Annotated in this window: 16 protein-coding genes; 5 read left to right on the forward strand and 11 right to left on the reverse strand. The window is 72.7% G+C overall.

What is annotated here, in order from left to right:
- Positions 1 to 194: 194 nt before the first annotated feature.
- The 8 genes from Q5425_RS40970 to Q5425_RS41005 form a co-directional block, all read right to left on the reverse strand.
- Positions 195 to 2120 carry a penicillin-binding protein 2 gene (locus Q5425_RS40970; RefSeq protein WP_308677793.1) on the reverse strand — a complete coding sequence of 642 codons (1926 nt, stop codon included), beginning with the start codon at positions 2118 to 2120 and terminating at the stop codon, positions 195 to 197.
- Positions 2120 to 2854, reverse strand: a complete 735-nt coding sequence (locus tag Q5425_RS40975; protein WP_308677794.1) for a hypothetical protein — start codon at positions 2852 to 2854, stop codon at positions 2120 to 2122. The genes Q5425_RS40970 and Q5425_RS40975 overlap by 1 nt, the downstream gene beginning before the upstream one ends.
- Positions 2851 to 3804, reverse strand: a complete 954-nt coding sequence (gene rsmH, locus Q5425_RS40980) for a 16S rRNA (cytosine(1402)-N(4))-methyltransferase RsmH (RefSeq protein ID WP_308677796.1) — start codon at positions 3802 to 3804, stop codon at positions 2851 to 2853. The genes Q5425_RS40975 and rsmH overlap by 4 nt, the downstream gene beginning before the upstream one ends.
- A gap of 217 nt (positions 3805 to 4021) precedes the next feature.
- Entirely contained in the window at positions 4022 to 4453 is a 432-nt protein-coding gene (gene mraZ, locus Q5425_RS40985; protein ID WP_308677917.1) for a division/cell wall cluster transcriptional repressor MraZ, read from the reverse strand.
- 537 nt (positions 4454 to 4990) lie between these two features.
- Positions 4991 to 5722, reverse strand: coding sequence for an ESX secretion-associated protein EspG (locus Q5425_RS40990; RefSeq protein ID WP_308677797.1), 732 nt, complete (start codon positions 5720 to 5722; stop codon positions 4991 to 4993).
- The gene (locus tag Q5425_RS40995; RefSeq protein WP_308677798.1) at positions 5719 to 6276 is read right to left on the reverse strand and encodes a PPE domain-containing protein; all 558 of its coding nucleotides are present in this window, start codon (positions 6274 to 6276) and stop codon (positions 5719 to 5721) included. Before Q5425_RS40995 ends, Q5425_RS40990 begins: the two co-directional genes overlap by 4 nt.
- A 12-nt stretch (positions 6277 to 6288) precedes the next feature.
- Positions 6289 to 6930, reverse strand: a complete 642-nt coding sequence (locus Q5425_RS41000; protein WP_308677799.1) for a DUF3558 domain-containing protein — start codon at positions 6928 to 6930, stop codon at positions 6289 to 6291.
- Positions 6923 to 7273 carry a hypothetical protein gene (locus Q5425_RS41005; protein ID WP_308677800.1) on the reverse strand — a complete coding sequence of 117 codons (351 nt, stop codon included), beginning with the start codon at positions 7271 to 7273 and terminating at the stop codon, positions 6923 to 6925. The genes Q5425_RS41000 and Q5425_RS41005 overlap by 8 nt, the downstream gene beginning before the upstream one ends.
- A gap of 270 nt (positions 7274 to 7543) precedes the next feature.
- Here Q5425_RS41005 and Q5425_RS41010 point away from each other — a divergent pair, with 270 nt between their 5' ends.
- The 3 genes from Q5425_RS41010 to Q5425_RS41020 all read left to right on the forward strand — a co-directional run bounded on the left by Q5425_RS41010 (position 7544) and on the right by Q5425_RS41020 (position 12749).
- Positions 7544 to 8611 (forward strand): MoxR family ATPase, encoded by a 1068-nt coding sequence (locus Q5425_RS41010; protein ID WP_308677801.1) that lies wholly within the window; start codon positions 7544 to 7546, stop codon positions 8609 to 8611.
- A 30-nt stretch (positions 8612 to 8641) separates the two neighbouring features.
- Positions 8642 to 9916: a DUF58 domain-containing protein gene (locus Q5425_RS41015; protein ID WP_308677802.1), complete on the forward strand. Its 1275-nt coding sequence runs from the start codon at positions 8642 to 8644 to the stop codon at positions 9914 to 9916.
- Between the two features lie 247 nt (positions 9917 to 10163).
- Complete coding sequence (locus tag Q5425_RS41020) at positions 10164 to 12749, forward strand: DUF3488 and transglutaminase-like domain-containing protein (RefSeq protein WP_308677803.1); 2586 nt, start codon at positions 10164 to 10166, stop codon at positions 12747 to 12749.
- A gap of 362 nt (positions 12750 to 13111) precedes the next feature.
- On the opposite strand, the gene Q5425_RS41025 is transcribed toward Q5425_RS41020, so the two are convergent.
- From Q5425_RS41025 to Q5425_RS41035, 3 genes are all read right to left on the reverse strand, one after another.
- The gene (locus tag Q5425_RS41025; RefSeq protein ID WP_308677804.1) at positions 13112 to 13516 is read right to left on the reverse strand and encodes a DUF3040 domain-containing protein; all 405 of its coding nucleotides are present in this window, start codon (positions 13514 to 13516) and stop codon (positions 13112 to 13114) included.
- 265 nt (positions 13517 to 13781) lie between these two features.
- Positions 13782 to 14996 carry a DNA polymerase IV gene (dinB, locus tag Q5425_RS41030; protein ID WP_308677918.1) on the reverse strand — a complete coding sequence of 405 codons (1215 nt, stop codon included), beginning with the start codon at positions 14994 to 14996 and terminating at the stop codon, positions 13782 to 13784.
- A gap of 85 nt (positions 14997 to 15081) precedes the next feature.
- On the reverse strand, positions 15082 to 15807 hold the full coding sequence (locus Q5425_RS41035) for a methyltransferase domain-containing protein (RefSeq protein ID WP_308677805.1): 726 nt from the start codon (positions 15805 to 15807) through the stop codon (positions 15082 to 15084).
- Between the two features lie 106 nt (positions 15808 to 15913).
- Here Q5425_RS41035 and Q5425_RS41040 point away from each other — a divergent pair, with 106 nt between their 5' ends.
- Both Q5425_RS41040 and Q5425_RS41045 read left to right on the forward strand, forming a co-directional pair.
- The gene (locus Q5425_RS41040) at positions 15914 to 16807 is read left to right on the forward strand and encodes a ParA family protein (RefSeq protein WP_308677806.1); all 894 of its coding nucleotides are present in this window, start codon (positions 15914 to 15916) and stop codon (positions 16805 to 16807) included.
- A 3-nt stretch (positions 16808 to 16810) separates the two neighbouring features.
- Entirely contained in the window at positions 16811 to 17620 is an 810-nt protein-coding gene (locus tag Q5425_RS41045; RefSeq protein WP_308677807.1) for a DNA-formamidopyrimidine glycosylase family protein, read from the forward strand.
- Positions 17621 to 17651: the final 31 nt, after the last annotated feature.

A 17651-nucleotide genomic window follows, 5' to 3' on the forward strand; every position in this document is an offset into this window, starting at 1 on the left:
CGGCCAAGAGGCTACCGGCGGGCGGTTCGGGCACCCGCACGCGGTACGGCGATTGCGTGCGAGCCGGGCACATGTGCTAAACGGCGGTCTCGACGTCGTTGTCCCGCAACGGTTTCCCCGTCGGAGCAGGCCGATGTGGACGCTCACGCGTCAAAGCCCGCTCACCCGCGTGAGGGGGCTTTAACGGACAGTGCTTACGGGGCGATGATGAGCGGAACCTCCGGCGAGGGACCGTCGGACAACGGAATCTGGAACCGCTGCGTCACGTACGAGGCGATGGTGTGGAACAGCGGCGCGGCCGAGTGCCCCACCGGCAGCGTCGTGTCGGGCGCGTCGAGCCGGATCCCCACGACGAACCGCGGGTGGTCGGCGGGCAGGATGCCGGCGAAGGTGATGTTGTACAGGTGGTCGCTGTAGGCCTTCGTCCGCGGGTCGACCTGCTGGCCGGTGCCCGTTTTCCCGGAGATCTGGTAACCCTCGACCGCCGCCGAGGGCGCGGTGCCCTTCTGGAGGCCCTTGCCGTTCTGGGCGACCGCGCGCATCATGTCGCGCACCGTCTTGGCCGTCTGGGGGCCGACCACCTGGACCGCCTTGGGGGCCGGCTCGGGCACGGTCGTGCCGTCCGGGTTGACCTTCGCCTTGACGATGCGGGGTTCGACGCGCAGGCCGTCGTTGGCGATCGCCTGGTACATGCCGGCCATCTGCAGGACGGTCATCGACAGGCCCTGCCCGATGGGCAGGTTGCCGAAGGTGGTCGCCGACCACTGGCTGCGCGCGGGCACCACGCCCGAGCTCTCACCGGGGAGACCGACGCCGGTGCGCTGGCCGAGGCCGAACGACTTGAGCAGGTTGGCGTAGCGCTCCTCGCCGATCTTCTGCGCCAGCAGCAGGGTGCCGATGTTGGACGACTTGGCGAAGATGCCGGTGGTGGTGAACGTCTGGGTCCCGTGGGTCCAGGCGTCGTGCACCGTCTTGTCGGCCACCTGCAGCGCGCCGGGCACCTCGATCGTCGACTCCGGTGTGGCGACGCCGTATTCGATCGCCCCGGTGGCGGTGACGAGCTTGTTGACCGACCCGGGCTCGAACGGCGTGGTGACCGCGGGGTTGGCCAGGTCGTCGGTGGTCCAGTTGCTCTGGTCGTTGGGGTCGAACGTCTTGTCGTTGGCCAGCGCGTAGACCTCGCCGGTCTTGGCGTCCATGACGACGGCCTGCCCGCCCTTGGCGTGCGACTGCTGGACGTAGTCGGTCAGCTGGCGCTGGACCTCGTACTGCAGGTCGGAGTCGATGGTCAGCTCGAGGTCCGAGCCGGGGACGGCGGCCTGCAGGTCGCGCTCGGTGCCCGGGATGACGACGTTGTCGCTGCCGTTCTTGGTGTTGACCAGCATCCGGCCCGGCGTACCGGCCAGGTCGTTGTCGCGCAGCAGCTCGAGGCCGACGAGCCCGTGCAGGTTGTGCTTCGACACGTCCGGGTCTTCGGAGCGCCAGTTCGCGGCGCCGACGATGTTCGAGGCCAGGTTCCCACCCGGGTATTCGCGCAGCGCGCGCTTCTCGACGCCGATCCACGCGAAGTGCTTGACGATGTCGGCGGCGATGGAGGGCTCGACGTTGTTCACCAGGTAGGTGAAGGACGCCTGCTTGTGGAACAGGTCGAGCAGCTGCTGCTCGCTGAGCACGTTCGGCAGCTTGCCCGCGATGTACTTGGCGGCCGCGGCGGTCTCGGAGTCGAACGTCTTCGACGTGCCGGGGTTCTTCGCCGCGTAGTCGTCCATGCTCTTGTGCAGCGCCTTGAGGTTCACCGAGAGCGTGCGCACCTCGACGCTGAACGCCAGCTTCGCGCCGTTGCGGTCCACAATGGACCCGCGCTGGGCGGGGATGTCGATGGTCTGGGTGCGCTGCCGCTCGGCCGCGGCGGAGAGCGCCGCGGCGTCGAACCACTGCACCTGCACCAGTTTCACGCCGGCCACGAGCAGCACGGCGACCAGCAGCAGGCGCACGGCGGAGAACCGGCTGCGGTGCCCGCCGTTGCCGCGGCGCGCGGCCGCGCTGCGGGTGCCGGCGGCGTAGGTGCGCCGCGCGCTGCCCGCGGCGCGGGCGCGGACCTGGCTGCGGCCCGAAGCCATCACTGGCCGCCTCCCGGCTGCGCCGGCGGCTGCTCCTCGGCGGGCACGGCGGGCTGGTCACCCTCGATCGGCGCACCCTGCTGCGACTGCGTGCCGGCGGCGGGCGCGGCGGGCGGCGCGGCCGGCACGACCGGGGCGTCCGCCTTGGCCTCCTTGGGCTCGCCGACGAGCGAGGTCTTGCCGTCCGGGCCGACGACGATCCGCGCCGGGTCGCCGCCGGGCACCATGCCCAGCTGCTGGGCCGCGGGGGCCAGCGAAGCGGGCGATTCGGCCTTCGCGACGTCGCGCTGCAGCTGTTCCTTCTGCTCGGCCAGGTTCGCGTTGGTGGTGCGCAGCTGCTCGAGCCGGTAGGAGTCGGCGATGGCCTGCGTGGTCAGCCACAGCGTGGTCGCCACCCCGGCGGCCAGCAGCGCCATCATGATCAGCACGAACGACGCCCGCGACTTCGGCAGCAGCGACTTCAGCTTGAGCTTCGGCAGCTCCGGCGGCTCGGCGGGCCGCGCCTTCGGTTCCGGCCGCGCCTCCCGCTCCTTCAGCAGGTCGGCGCGCTGGGCGCGGCGGGCGTAGGCGCGTTCGGCGGCGGAAGTGCGGCCGCGCGACCCGCGCCGGGGCGCGGCCTTGCCCGGCTGCGGCGCCTGCGGGTCCGGCTCGACGGTGGTCGAGGTGCGGGCGGCGTCGCTGCGGCCCCGCGTCGCCGGCGCGGCCCGGCGGCGGGACTTCGCGGGAGCGGTCATCGCGGCTCTCCGATCCTCTCTGCGGCCCGCAGCCGCACCGAAGCGGCACGCGGGTTTCGTTCGATCTCCTCTTCGCCGGCCTTCTCGGCGCCGCGCGTCAGGAGCTTCAGCTCCGGTCCGTGCCCCGGCAGTTCCACCGGGAGCCCTTCCGGGGTGCGGGACTTCGCGAGCTCGGCCAGCGCCTGCTTGACCAGCCGGTCCTCCAGGGACTGGTACGACTCGACGACGATCCGCCCGCCGGTCCGCAGTGCGCCCAGCGCCGCCGGCATGGCGCGGCGCAGCACCTCCAGTTCGCCGTTGACCTCGATCCGCAGCGCCTGGAACGTGCGCTTGGCCGGGTGCCCGCCGGTGCGGCGGGTCGCCGCCGGGACGGCGTCGTAGAGCAGCTCGACCAGGCGCCCGCTGTTGGTGAACGGCTCCTTCTCGCGCGCGGCCACGACCGCCTTGACGATCCGCTGGGCGAAGCGCTCCTCGCCGTAGTCCCGCAGGATCCGGATGAGTTCGCCCGGCGCGTAGGTGTTGAGGACGTCGGCGGCGGTGAACCCGGTGGTGGGGTCCATCCGCATGTCCAGCGGCGAGTCCTTGGAGTAGGCGAAGCCGCGCTCGGCGCGGTCCAGCTGCATCGACGAGACGCCGAGGTCGAACAGGATGCCGTCGGCTTTCTCGAGGCCCACGCTTTCGAGGGCCTCCGGCAGCCCGTCGTAGACCGTGTGGACGAAGTCGACGCGGTCGCCGTGGCGGGCCAGGCGTTCCGCCGACTTCTCCAGCGCGGCGGGATCGCGGTCCAGCGCGACGAGCCGCAGCCGCGGGAACGTCTCCAGCAGGGCGTCGGAATGCCCGCCGAGGCCGACCGTCGCGTCCACGAGGACGCCGTCGCGGTCGGCGAACACGGGAGTGAACAGCTCGACTATCCGGCTCAGCAGTACCGGGACGTGCTCGGGTGCCGTCATGGTGTTCCCTCCCCCTCTCTCGCCTGGGCGGCCCGGGGGGAAATATGGCGGATGCCGTCAGGTCCCTGTCCGCCCGCTGCTGACCTGGTACCGGGGAAGGTGCACCAGGGCCATTGAGCGGACAGAGGCCTCACGGCATCCGGGTGGGCTTCCCCTACATCGCGCGGGCGGCGAACCTCTCGTCCCCCGACGACGAAGGTGCACCGCGACCGCACGCCTAGAAGACGCCCGGCAGTACTTCCTCTCGAGCCTTCGCGTAGCTGTCTTCGTGCTCCTCCAGGTACGCCTGCCACGCTTGGGCGTCCCAGATCTCCAGCCTGGTGATCGCCCCGATCACCACGCACTCCTTGCTGAGCCCCGCGTAGCGGCGGAGCTCGGGCGCGATGGTGATGCGCCCTTGACCGTCCGGACGTTGCTCGTCCGTGCCGGCGAACAGGTAGCGCTGGTAGGCCCGAACCGCCTCGTTCGTGAACGGGGCGTCGGCGACCTTGCGCGCCATCTGCTCGAACTCGGCGCGGGGGAAGACGAAGAGGCAGTGGTCCTGCCCCTTGGTAAGCATCAGCCCACCCGCCAAGGCGTCACGGAACTTCGCGGGCAGCGCGAGCCGCCCTTTGTCGTCCAGTTTCGGGGTGTGGGTGCCGAGGAACACGGCCTCCACCTCCCTACCGTCCACGGTGGCGAACCACCCCGGATGGCGACGGGGCTTCCCTTCCGCCCCACTGGCCACCACCGTACCCCACTTTTCACCACAGTCAACGCGACAAAAGCGCGAACCACTCCGTCGAGTGTTCCGTTTGCGCAGGTCAGCAGGGTGGGGCCTGGTGGGGGCGGTGGTGGGGGACGGTGGCCAAGATCCCCCACGCCGGGGTCCGGAGCAACCTCAGCTGCTGCCCATGCGTCCGCATAACGGCCGCGAAAGAACCCTCCCGCCCCCAAGTGGGGCCCCGTGGGGCCCGCTTGGCCCCGCAGTGGGGACCGGTGGGGCCGCCCGTGGGTCAAGGTGGGGACCCCAGCGTGACCCGCGGGGCATCACGCGTGATCCAGGAGGCATCACGCGTGCTTGAGCGGGCATCACCCGCCGAGACGTGTCGGCCTTCCCACCACGCGAGATGCCCCTCCAATCACGCGTGATGCCCCGCTGATCACACGTGATGCCCCTGCAATCACACGTGATGCCTCTTGGCGCTCAGTCTTGCGGGGTCAGGAGAGCGGCGACGCGGGTGGCCAAGCGGGGGCTGTCGACCGGGCTCACCGTCACCCACTCCTGGCCGCCGCGGCCTGCGGTCTTCGTCGCGCAATACGCGCCGACGTCGGTGTCGAACCACGTCAAGCCACCCACCCGCTCCACCCGGCCCGACGCCGAGCGGCGGCTGACGCTGAACTGCCCCGCCGCGTACACCGGCCGGGCCTGGATCGCCCGGACCTCCTCGAGTTGCGCCGACGTCGCCCCCGAAACGGCGTCCGGTGCCCCCGAGAGCGTCGACGCCGGGAGGCTGATGCCGTAGCCGGGGCCGGCCGACAGCTCCGGGAGGACGTCCACGATCGCCGTGCAGAGCTCGCCCTCGCCGATCGAATCGAGGCTGATCGTCTGCTCCGGCTGGGTCGCCAGCACGGCGCGGCGGCCCCGGGACGCCGTCACCGCGCGGAACGGCGCCGGTGCCGTCATGTCCGCCAGCGCCTCGCACGCGACGAACACGTCGGCGTCCGCGAGCAGGTTCAGGCGCGACGCCAGTGCGGGCTCCAGCCGGGAACCGTCGTAGAGGCCGCGCTCGGCGAGGTTGCCGTAGACCGCCTTCCGCACCTCGGCGCGTTCCTCGTCGGTCGCGCCGACGCTGCGGACGCTCAGCGGTTCCGGCGGGCGGTCGTGGCCGAGGTCGGTCCAGAGGATGTCGAACGCCGACGCCGAAACGCGGATCAAGCCCGCCCCAGCGCCGGCGGGGCGGGGAACGTCTCGGCGGGCACGTGGCCGCGCAGGGCGGTGTCCCGCGTCCGCAGGACGTCGATCGCCTTCTGCCGCGCGGCCTCCGCTTCGGCACGGCGGGCCGCCATCTCCCCGGCGAGCCCGGCCAGGACCAGCACGTTCCCGGAGGACGCCGCGTCGCGGATCATCGACGCCGGGTCGTAGGTCACCGGCGGCGGCATGTCGGCCCGGGCCCGCGCGGCCACCTCGGCCTGCGCGCCGACGGCCTGGCCGACCGACGCCGAGACGGCGGCGGAGTGCAAAAGCCACCGCGCGGCCCGGCCCAGTGCCGCCCGCGCCGCGTCCCCCGCCTGGCCGCGCCAGTGCTCGTCCGTGGCGGCGACCAGCGCGGCGACGTCGGCGGTGGACTCCTGCAGCCGTTTCGCCAGCCCGTCCCAGCGCGCGCCCGCCTCCCCCGCGGCGACCGGGTCGTTGCCGCGGGCGACCTCCGCGGCCATCGCCTCGTGGCTGTAGGCCTCGTACCGCGCGGTGGGAACGGGGGGTTCGGGCACGGCGCACCTCTCTCAGGGCAGCTTCGGTTCGACCAGCCCGGCCACCGTGCCCGCGCGCCGGCACGCGAGCGGGGTGTCCGAGAAGCCGGTGTTGCTGACGTCGATCTGGACACTGGCGCCGTCGCCGACCCCGAGCAGCACGGCGCAGGTGCCGTCGGCGGCCCGCTTGTCGGCGACCTTCAGCGCCGGGTGGGTGCCGACCGTCGTCTTCGTGGCGTTCTTCTTGGCGACGTCGAGGTCGGCCAGGCCGTTCTTCTCGTCGAAGGTGACGGTGACGCCGAAGGTGCCGGGCACGGTCCAGTCGCAGGCCCGGGCACCGGCGATGTCCTTGGGCTTGCCGAGCACGCTCACCCCGGCGGCCGACCGGTCCTGCGGGGAGAGCAGCGTGCAAGGGTCGAGCGCGGCGAGGCCGGTGGCCGAAGCGGAGGGCGGCGGCACGGCGGGGGCCTGCGCGGAGGTGTGCCCCGCGGCGGCCGGCGGAGCGGTCTGCTGCCCGCACGCGGCGAGGGAGAAAAGAAGGAGAGGGACGAGACGGAGCCCGCGCCTGCCCGGGCGGGTCCCACGGCTCGGGACACCCACCGGCTCACCCGGCCCGCGCGCCGGCCCGTCGCTACCCCGCGCGGCCGTCCGCTCCTCGCGCACCGGCTCAGCCACCCGTGCAGTCCACGCCTTCGGCGGCCTGCTCGTCGGCGTGCTGGTACTTCGCCAGCGCCTGGCCGATCCGGTGCTTGAGCGTCTCGAGTTCCTTGCCGAACGCCGTCAGCTGCTGCACCGCCGAGCCTTGGCCGCCGATGCCGTATTCGGCCATGAACTCGCCGATCTCCCCCGCGTACCCGCCGCCGAGGGGGACGCTGCGGCCGAGCACCTTGGCTTCGCGGACCATCTCGCCCACGACGTCCTGCAGCTCGCCGAGCTTCGCGTAGGCGTCCGTGGCCAGTTCGGGCGCGACCGCGAAGCCACGGACGTCGAAGGGCGGCTGCGTTCGCACCTCGCTCATAAGCGGTTACGCCTCTCCGTAGCCGGGCGACCTCGCAACGCAGCATACGACAGGACGGGGTGTCAGCGGGAGCACCCAGAATCGGGTGAAGGGACACCCGATCGGGGTATCGTCCGTGCTTGCGCAGTGTCATCGCGGGGTTCCGCCCCCCGGTTCGCCCGGGTTTGACACACTGGGTGGAAGGCTGGTCGCTGCGCGCGGACAGCAGCGGGGGCCGTTCGGCCCGGCGGTGCGCACAACGCGCGCGGCCATGCGCCACCAGGAGGTCGAGTGACGTCGAGAATCCAGTCTGCGGCGCCCGGATCGGGCGAGCAGGCATCCGGGCGGCCGCCTTATCCGGCGGAGCCCTCGGGCAACGGCCGGGCCCACGGCCACCCCGGCAGAGTGGCGCTGGACGAACTGCACGACACCGCGCGGCGGATCGCCGCCAACGTGGAGCGCGTGCTGGTCGGCAAGCCCGAGGTCATCCGGATCGCGCTGGTCACGCTGCTCGCCGAAGGCCACCTCCTGGTCGAGGACGTACCCGGCGTCGGGAAGACGTCGCTGGCCAAGGCGCTCGCCCGGTCGATCGACTGCACGGTGAGCCGCATCCAGTTCACGCCCGACCTGCTGCCGAGCGACGTCACCGGCGTGTCCATCTACAACCGCCAGACCGGCGATTTCGAATTCCGGCCCGGCCCGGTGTTCGCGAACATCGTGGTGGGCGACGAGATCAACCGCGCCTCGCCGAAGACGCAGTCGGCGCTGCTGGAGTGCATGGAAGAGCACCAGGTCACCGTCGACACCTCGACCTACCACCTCGACGAGCCGTTCATGGTGATCGCCACCCAGAACCCGATCGAGATGGAAGGCACCTACGCGCTGCCCGAAGCCCAGCGCGACCGGTTCACCGCGCGCGTCTCCATCGGCTACCCCGACCAGCAGGCCGAGCTGGCCATGGTCGACGAGCACGCCGGCCACAACCCGATGGACGACCTGCAGCCGGTTTCCGACGGCGAAACCGTGCACCGGCTGATCGAGACGGTCCGCGGCGTGCACATCGCGCCGGAGGTCCGCCGGTACGCCGTCGACGTCGTCTCGGCCACCCGGGGCGTCCCGGAGATCCGGCTCGGCGCGTCCCCGCGGGCCACGCTGCACCTCGTCCGCGCGGCGCGGGCCCAGGCCGCGCTGTCGGGCCGCGACTACGTCGTGCCGGACGACCTGCACACGGTCGCGGTCCCGGTACTGGCGCACCGGCTGGTGCTGACCACCGAGGCCCACGCGGCCCGCCGGTCGGCGACCGACGTCGTGCGCGCGGTGCTGCACCGGGTGCCGGTGCCGCAGGGCGCCCGGCCCTAGCTTTTCACCGCCGAAGGGGAAGAGAACGGCATGCTGCGTGCCCTGTCCGGCCTGACCACCCGCGGCCGCTGCCTCCTGGCCGCGGGGATCGCCGCCGCGGTGTGCTCGTTCGTGCTTAACGAACGCGACCTGCTGCGGGTCGCGATGTTCGTGGTGGCGCTGCCGCTGCTGGTCGCCGCGTTCATCTCGGCGACCCGGCTGCGCATCGGCGCCACCCGCTCGCTGCGCCCGCAACGGGTCGCGGTCGGCGAGAACGGCGAGGTGCAGCTGGAGCTGTGGCGCAGCGGACGGCTGCCCGCCGGCGAAATCCTCCTCGAAGACGGCGTGCCGTACGCGCTGGGCTCGCGGCCGCGGTTCGTCGTCGAACGGCTCCCGCACGACCGGCGGGTCGCGCTGCGCTACCCGCTCCAGCCGGTGCTGCGCGGGATCCAGCAGGTCGGGCCGCTGCGCGCGACCATCACCGACCCGTTCGGGCTGTGCGAGTTCGAGCGCGAGCTGATCGGGCACTCGCGGCTGGTGGTCGTGCCGCGCGTGGTCTCGCTGTGGGGCCTGCCGAGCGGCGCGGGCATCGGCGTCGGCGACGACGGGACGGTCCGGCTGCACGCCGGGCAGGGCGAGGCGGACGTGATCGTCCGCCAGTACCGCCAGGGCGACGACCTGCGCAAGGTGCACTGGCGCTCGACGGCCCGCCGCGACGAGATCATGGTCCGCGTCGAGGAGCGCCCGTGGCGCGGCGGCACGACGGTGCTGCTCGACCACCGCGCCGCCGCCCACCACGGCAGCGGCCCGGCCGCCAGCCTGGAGTGGGCGGTGTCGTTCGCCGCGTCGGCCGCGCTGCACCTGCGCCGGTCCGGGCACCGCGTCCGGCTGGTGAGCGAGCACGGAGCCACGCTCGCCGACACCCCGGGCGACGGCGGCGACCACTACGACCACGTGGTGCTCGACGCGCTGGCGGCGCTGCAGCCGGCGCACCAGCGCGACATCACGCTGGCCGGCGATCCGGCCGAGGGCCAGGAGCTGATCGCCGTGCTCGGCACGGTGAGCACGGAGGCGGTGCACGAGCTGACCCAGTTCCGCCCGCGCGGCATCCGCAGCCTCGCCGTCCTGCTCGACACACCGACGTGGTCGGCCGGGGTGACGGCCCCGGAGCAGCGAGCGGCGGCGACGGAGGACTCGGCGGCACTGCTGCGCGCGGCCGGCTGGGGCGTGATCGTGGCGGGACCGGGTTCGCCGATGCCGCAGGTGTGGGCCGAGCTCTGCCACAGCGCCGCCCGCCGGGGGACGCTGATCGGGGGGCCGCGATGAGCACCAACGCCCAGGTGCGCGGCGCCGCTCGACGACCCGCGTTGGCCATGGCCGCGCTGCCGCGCCCGTCCGCCACCCGCGCCCAGCTCCGCCCCAGCACCTCGACCGGCAGGTCCGCGACCAGAACTGCCCCGCTGCCCGGCCCATCCGCAACCCGCGCCAAACTCCGCCCCAGCACCTCGACCGGCACCGCCCCGGTGCCCCGCCCGTCCGCCACCCGCCGCAAGACTTCGACCGGGGGTTCGCGATGAGCACCGCCGCACCGCCGCGCACCTTCGAGCGGCCCGCGCCGCGCCCGGAACGGCCGCTTTCGGCCTGGCGCAGCAGCGTCCTCGCTCCCGTCGCCGCCGGCGTCGCCACCCTGTGTGCGGCGACCTCCGTCACGAGCGTCGTCGCCGGGCTCGCCTGGTTCGGTTACCTCTTCGTCGCCGTGCTGCTCATCGGCGCGAGCGGCCTGGCGCTGCGCTCGCTGCAGGTGCCCACCGTCCTCGTCGGCTTCGGCCAGCTGCTGGTCCTGCTCTTCCTCATCACCGGGGCGTTCACCACGCACGGGATCCTGCAGGTCATCCCCGGCCCCGACGCGTTCTCCGAGATCGGGACCACGCTTTCGGCCGCCGCCGAGCAGATCCGCGTCGGGCTGCCGCCGGTCGAAGGCAGTCAGCCGATCCTGTGCCTCATCACCATCCTGATCGGGCTGGTCGCCGTCCTGGTCGACACGCTGACGGTGGCCGCAGCCGCGCCCGCGGCCACCGGGCTCGTGCTGCTCTGCGTCTACGCCGTGCCGGCCGCCTTGAGCGAGGAAATGCTGCCCTGGTGGACGTTCCTGCTCGGCGCGGCGGCGTTCGCCGGCCTGCTGGCCGTCGACGGCCAGCACCGGCACCGGCGCTGGCGCACCCGGGAAGCGCCCGGGCGCAGCGGCAAGCCGGCGGTGCTGTCCGCGCCGGTCGCCGTCGTCTGCGCGGCGATCGTGCTCGGCCTGCTGGGCGGGGCGATCACCTGGGTCGGCACGATCGGGCGAATGCCGTTCGGCAGCAGCGGCAACGGCGCCGGCGCGGGCTCCGGCGGGTTCGGCATCCAGCCGTTCACCGAGCTGCGCGGCATGCTCGACCAGGGGTCCAACCGCGAGCTGTTCAAGGTCCGCGGCCTCGGCACCGACCGGCGGCTGATGCGCGCGATGACGCTGGACACCTACTACCCCAACAAGGGCTGGGGCCTGCACGACGACGGCCGTTCGCAGCAGGGCGTCCCGGTCGGGCCGCCGCTGCCGCCCGCGCCGGGCGACGACGGCAGCGGCACCGCGCGCCGGATCGACGTCGAGCCAACCAGCTGGCGGGACAACTGGCTGCCGGTGTACGGCGCGCCGCGCGTCATCGACAGTGCGGCCAACGGCTACCTCTACGACCAGGTCAGCGGCACCGTCTTCACCACGCGCAGCGAAGCGCCACCGGCGTACACCGAATACGCGTCGCTGAAGGAACCGACGGCCCAGGAGCTGCGCGTGACCTCGCGGGTCGACGACCTGCCGCCGCGCTACACCCAGATCGACCGCGTCGACGACCGCGTCCGCGCGAAGACCGAGCAGCTGATCGCGGGCGCGTCCAACGACTTCGACCGGGCGACGGCGATCTGGCGGTACTTCACGGCGCAGAACGGGTTCGTCTACGACACGAAGACCGCGCCGGCCAACGACACCGACGCGCTCACCGACTTCATCCTCAACGGCAAACGCGGCTTCTGCGAGCAGTTCGCGTCGGCGATGGGCGTGATGCTGCGGGTGGCGGGCATCCCGTCGCGGGTGGCGATCGGGTTCACGCCGGGCATGCAGGTCAACGACTACCTGTCGATCAGCACCCAGGACGCGCACGCGTGGGTCGAGGCGTACTTCGGCGACAAGGGCTGGGTGACGTTCGACCCGACGCCGCTGTCCGACGGCCGCGGCATCACCCCGTCGTACCTGCAGGCCGGCCCGCAGAACGGCAACCAGCCCGACGACACGCAGGTGGCGCCGAGCACGGTCCAGTCCAGCGCGGCGCCCACCGGCGTCCCGCGCGACACCGAGCAGAACCTCCCCCAGCAGACGGCCAAGGACGCGTCGGGCAGCGACGACTGGCTGTTCAACCTCGCCGTGGTGCTCGCCTTGCTGGGCGCGGGGGCGCTGTTCGTCGCGGCGCTGCTGCGGCGGGTGCTCGACCGCGGACGCGCCAACGCACGCAAATCCGCGTCGCCGGAAACGGATCCACCGTCAGGGACGGGCCCGGCGGAAGGCGACCGGAGCGAGGGCGCGCTGCTCGTGCGGGCGCCGGCACCGGTGGCGGCACCGTCCCGGCCCCAGGCGCTGCTCGGCTGGCTGCCATTGCTGGCGGCCGGGTTCTGGATCACCGCGGTCGGCCTGCTCGCGGCGACGGTGGCCTGGTGGCTCGGTGTGCTGGTGGTGGTGCTGCTCCTCCTGGTCACGGGTCCGGCCCTGGCCCGCGAGGCGCTCCGCCGACGCCGGCTGCAGCGCATAGTCCAGCAACAGCCGGGCGCTGCCGACGCGGCGTGGGCGGAGCTGCGCGCGGAGTGCGCCGACCGCGGCCTGCCCATCCCGAGCAGCGACACGGTCCGGGTGGCGAGTCAGAAGCTGGCGGCGAAGCACCACCTCGACGACGAAGGCCGCGAAGGCCTCCGGACGGTCATCGGCGTGCTGGAGCGGTCCTGGTACGGCGAAGACGACGCACCCCAGCCGGAGCTCCCGCCGGCGTTCGAGGGGCTGCGGCGAAGCCTTCGCCGCAACGCGCCGCTCTCGTGGAAGGGCCGGCTGTTCCCCCGATCGGTCTTCCGCAACCGCGAGTAACCCGCAACGCCCAGCCCGAACGGGTCCCGACGCGTACGCAAAGAGGCATCACGCGTGATTGGAAGGGCATCTCGCGTGATTGGCGGGGCATCTCGCGTGATTGGCGGGGCATCTCGCGTGACTGGCGGGGCATCACTCGTGCGGGGGCGGGCATCGTCGTGATGCCCCTCCAATCACGTGAGATGCCCCCTGGATCACGTGAGATGCCCCGCCAGTCACGTGTTTTGCCGGGCCGCGGGCTCACCCGGGTGGGGGTCACCCAATGTCACCGTCGCCGCGGTGGGACTGCTGGGGTGGGTGAGCACACAAGAAGATCCGCGTCCCTCCGTTCGGCGGGACGCGGATCTTGAGGTCTTGCGGCGCTACTGCTCCTCGAAGCGCTGGCGGAAGCGCTCCTCCATCCTCTGCGTGAAGGAACTCCGGCGGCCGGCTTGCTTGCCACCGCGGGCACCTGGTCCACCGCCCTTGCCGTCTCCTTCGGCGCCGTGCCGAAGCGATGTGACGGCCAACATGACTCCGAAGAACATCACGAGGAACCCGAGCACGCTGATCAGCGGGATGTCGGCCACCCGGAACTGCGGCACCACCACGCCCAGCACCAGCAGGGCCACGCCCACTACGAACAGGGCGATGCCCTGGATACGCCGTCGGCGAGCGGGGCGACGCAACCGGGTGCCACGCACCGTGGATGCGAACTTGGGGTCCTCGGCATAGAGCTCGCGCTCGATTTGATCGAGCAGCCGCTGCTCATGCTCGGAGAGTGGCATCTTTCCTCCTCCGGCACAGCTGTCGCGGGCGCCGGGCCGCGCAACGTCCTGGACCCAACAGCCAACCCCAGGCGGGGTGGCACTGTCCAGGATACGAGGCCCACGCCCGCACGACTACCCGATCCCGCATCCAGTCGGGATCGAATTGGGCTAAATCCTTGCCGACGGGCGTTGCGGACGGTCACCGTCGCTGATCGTGACCGTTTTGCAGCTCTCCCGCCGTTGTGGGGGAACCCCGCCGAGCGCAAGATCACCGTCCGCAGCTTCACCCCTCCCGCGGTCCCAGCAACGACGCCGGCCGCACCGCTGCGGAGCCGAATTTCGACCGCGCCACGTCGGCCGCCACCTCCGCGTCGCGCCAGCGCGGTGCCGGTGAGTCGAACACCAGCTGCTCCCCCGCCTCCCCCGTGTCGAGCCCTTCGACGCGGACGCCGATCAACCGCACCGCCCCGGTCGGCGCGTGCTCGGTGAGCAACGCCACGGCGACCGCGTGGATCTGCCGGGCCACGTCCGTCGCCGAGACCAGCGTGCGGGCCCGGGTGATCGTCCGGAAGTCCGCGAACCGCACCTTGATCGAGACCGTCCGGCCGCGCACACCACGCCCGCGCAACGTCGCCCCCACGCGCTCGGACAGGCGCAGCAGCTCGAGCCCCAGCGCCGCCCGGTCGTGCAGGTCGACGTCGAACGTGTGCTCCGCGCCGATCGACTTCTCCGGCGAGTCGACCACCACGGACCGCTCGTCGACGCCGTGCGCGAGCCGGTACAGGTGCTCGCCGATCGCCGTTCCGAGCGACTTCTTCAGCCGATCCGGTGGGAACGCCGCCACGTCGGCGATGGTGTCCAGGCCCAGGCGTCGCAGGTGCTCCTCGGTCCGCGCGCCGACGCCCCACAGCGCCGACACCGGCAACGGGTGCAGGAACGCCAGGGTCTCCGCCGCGGGCACGACGACCATGCCGTCCGGTTTCGCCATGCCCGACGCCAGCTTCGCGACGAACTTGACCTTCGCCACCCCCACCGAGCAGGTGATTCCGTGCTCGGCCGCCACCCGCTCGCGCAGCTGCGCGCCCAGCGAAGCCGGCGTCGCACCCAGGCGCCGCAACGCCCCGCTGACGTCCAGGAAGGCCTCGTCGAGGCTCAGGGGTTCGACCAGCGGCGTCAGCTCGCGGAAGATGCCCATGACACCGCGGGAGACCTCGCCGTAGAGCCCGGACGTCGGCGGGATGTTGATCAGGTGCGGGCACAGCCGCTTCGCCGTCGAGAACGGCATCGCGGAGCGCACGCCGAACTTCCGCGCCGGGTAGTTCGCCGCGGCCACGACGGCCCGTGGCCCGCCGCCGGACACGACGACCGGCTTGTCCGCGAGCTCGGGGCGGGTCCGCAGCTCGACCGACACGAAGAACGCGTCCATGTCGACGTGCAGCAGCCCGCACCCGGTGTCGTCCGGCACCGGCTCTCCCTGCCGGACCCGGAACCGGCCCATCCCGCCCGGCAACTCAGCATTTCGCCCCACGTCCGGGACGCTACCCGGCACCACCGACAGTTTCGGCGCGCCCGGGTGGGAAGGCTCAGGCGGGCCGCGCCAGCGCGTGCAGCCGGCCCGCGATGTCCCGCAGCGCCGGCGTGCCCGCCGCCGCCCGTTCGAACTCCGCCAGCTCGTCCTCGCGGACGTCACCGGTGACCAGGTCGGCGATCACCCGGTCGCCCTGCAGGAGCGTCACGTCCAGGCCCGCCGCCACCAGCTGGGCGCGCAGCCCTTCGGCGTCGAACCGGCGCAGCACCGTGTCGCCCGGGACGATCCCGTCGACGCTCTCGAGCAGCCGCCGGGCCTCGCCGACCCGGCCCGCCAGCGCGCGGTGCAGCACCGCCGCGTGCCGGTTCGCGACCAGCACCGACACCGCTCCACCCGGCGCGACCGCCCTGGCCAGCGCGGAGAGCACCCCGGCCGGGTCGTCGACGATCTCCAGCAGGCCGTGCGCCAGCACCAGATCGGCCGAGCCGGCCTCGACGTAGCGGCCCAGCGCGTCGGAATCGTCCGCGATCACCGTGATCAGCTCGGAGACGCCCTCTTCCTCGGCCCGGCGCTGCAGCGTGGCCAGCGCGTTCGGGCTCGGCTCGACGACCGTCACCCGGCAGCCCGCCGCCGCGAACGGCACCGCCCAGCCGCCGCTGCCGCCACCCACGTCCACGACGCGGGGGTGCTCGGCACCCCGGGCGCGGGCGGCCTTGAGTTCGGCCTCGAGCACCCGGCGAACGGCGCCCGAACCCCGGGCGGCCACGGTCTCCGTCTTCATGCCGCACAGGGTAGTGCCCGCGCCCGCCCACCTCCCGGGCTCCTCCCTTCGAGTGAACGCCCCTTGCCCGGCGGCGCGTCTCGCGCGCACCCGTAGGCTGGTCGTCGTGCACACGGTCGCCGTACTCAGCCTCAAGGGAGGCGTCGGCAAGACGACGGTCGCCCTCGGTATCGCGTCCGCCGCCTTGCGCAGGGGCACGCGGACGCTGGTGGTGGACCTCGACCCGCAGGGCAACGCCACCACGTCGCTCGACCCGCCCTTCACCGACGCCACCCTCGCCGACGTGCTCGAAACCCCCACCCGCGAGACGCTGGAACGCGCGATCGCCCCGAGCGTCTGGAGCGAGGACGTCGACGTCCTCGTCGGCACCGAAGAGCTGGAGCTGCTCAACGACCCGGACGCCGACAGCGAGCGCCTGGGGAACTTCTCGCGCGCGCTGGACGAGCTGCACCGCACGCCGCTGCGCGAAACGCCGTACGACCTGGTGGTCCTCGACTGCCCGCCGTCGCTGGGCCGCCTGACGAAGTCGGCGCTGGTCGCCGCGGACAGCGCGCTCATCGTGACCGAGCCCACGATGTACGCCGTCGCCGGGGCGTCCCGTGCCCTGGAGGCGATCGAGAAGATCCGCAAGGACCTCAACCCGGACCTGCGCCCGATCGGCGTCCTGGTGAACAAGCTGCGCGTGCGCTCCTACGAGCACCAGTTCCGGATCGCCGAGCTGCGCGAGAACTTCGGCTCGCTGGTGATGCCGACGGCCATCACCGACCGGCTCGCGGTGCAGCAGGCCCAGGGCGCGTGCAGCCCGATCCACGAGTGGCACTCGCCCGGCGCGCAGGAGATCGCGCTGACGTTCAACATGGTGCTGGCGAAGATCCTGCGCTCCAACCGGGCGGGCCGGCACCGCATCGCCGGCGAGGAAGCCGAGGGCCCGGACTGGCCCGAAGGCCCCGCCCCGGAGACGCCCGAGGCCCCGGCCGAGGTGACCGAATCCGCGGGGTGAGCCGTGCCCGAAGGTGACACCGTGTTCCTGGTCGCGAAGCGCTTCGCCAAGGCGATGACCGGGAAGACGTTGCTGCGCGGCGAATTCCGCGTGCCCCAACTGGCCACTGCGGACCTCTCCGGCCGCGAGGTGCTCGGGGTCGGGACGGTCGGCAAGCACCTGTTCACCCGCTTCTCGGGCGACCTGACCCTGCATTCCCACCTGATGATGGACGGCATGTGGGACGTCTACCCGGCCGGTGCGAAGTGGCGCCGGCCCGGTCACCACGCCCGCGTGGTCCTCACCGCGGCCGACGTCCAGGTGATCGGCTTCCGCGTCCACGACCTGAAACTCGTGCCCACGGGCAAGGAACACGACCTCGTCGCCCACCTCGGCCCGGACCTGCTGGATCCACAGTGGACGGCGGAGCACGCGGCCCGCGCGGTGGCGGCGCTGGCGGCCGATCCGGCGCGCGAGCTCGGGCTCGCCCTGCTCGACCAGCGCGTGATGGCGGGCGTCGGGAACCTCTACAAGTGCGAGATCGCCTTCCTGCTCGGGGTGACGCCGTGGACGCCGGTGTCCGAAGTGGACCCGCGGCGCACGGTCGCGCTCGCCCGGAAGCTGCTGCTGGCGAACGCCACCGCCGGGCGCTTCGACCAGAGCACCACCGGCCACCTCGACCGCAACCGCAAGAACTGGGTGTACGAGCGCACCCGCCAGGGCTGCTTCCGCTGCGGCGGCAAACTCCTGGTTCGCACACAGGGCCACGACGTCCGGCAGCGGCCGACGTGGTTCTGCCCGAAGGACCAGGCCGGCCCCTACCCGGAGCGGTAACGTGGGTCACGTGACGACGTTCAAGCTCCCG

The sequence above is a fragment of the Amycolatopsis sp. A133 genome (assembly GCF_031082405.1).
Classification (GTDB): Bacteria; Actinomycetota; Actinomycetes; order Mycobacteriales; family Pseudonocardiaceae; genus Amycolatopsis.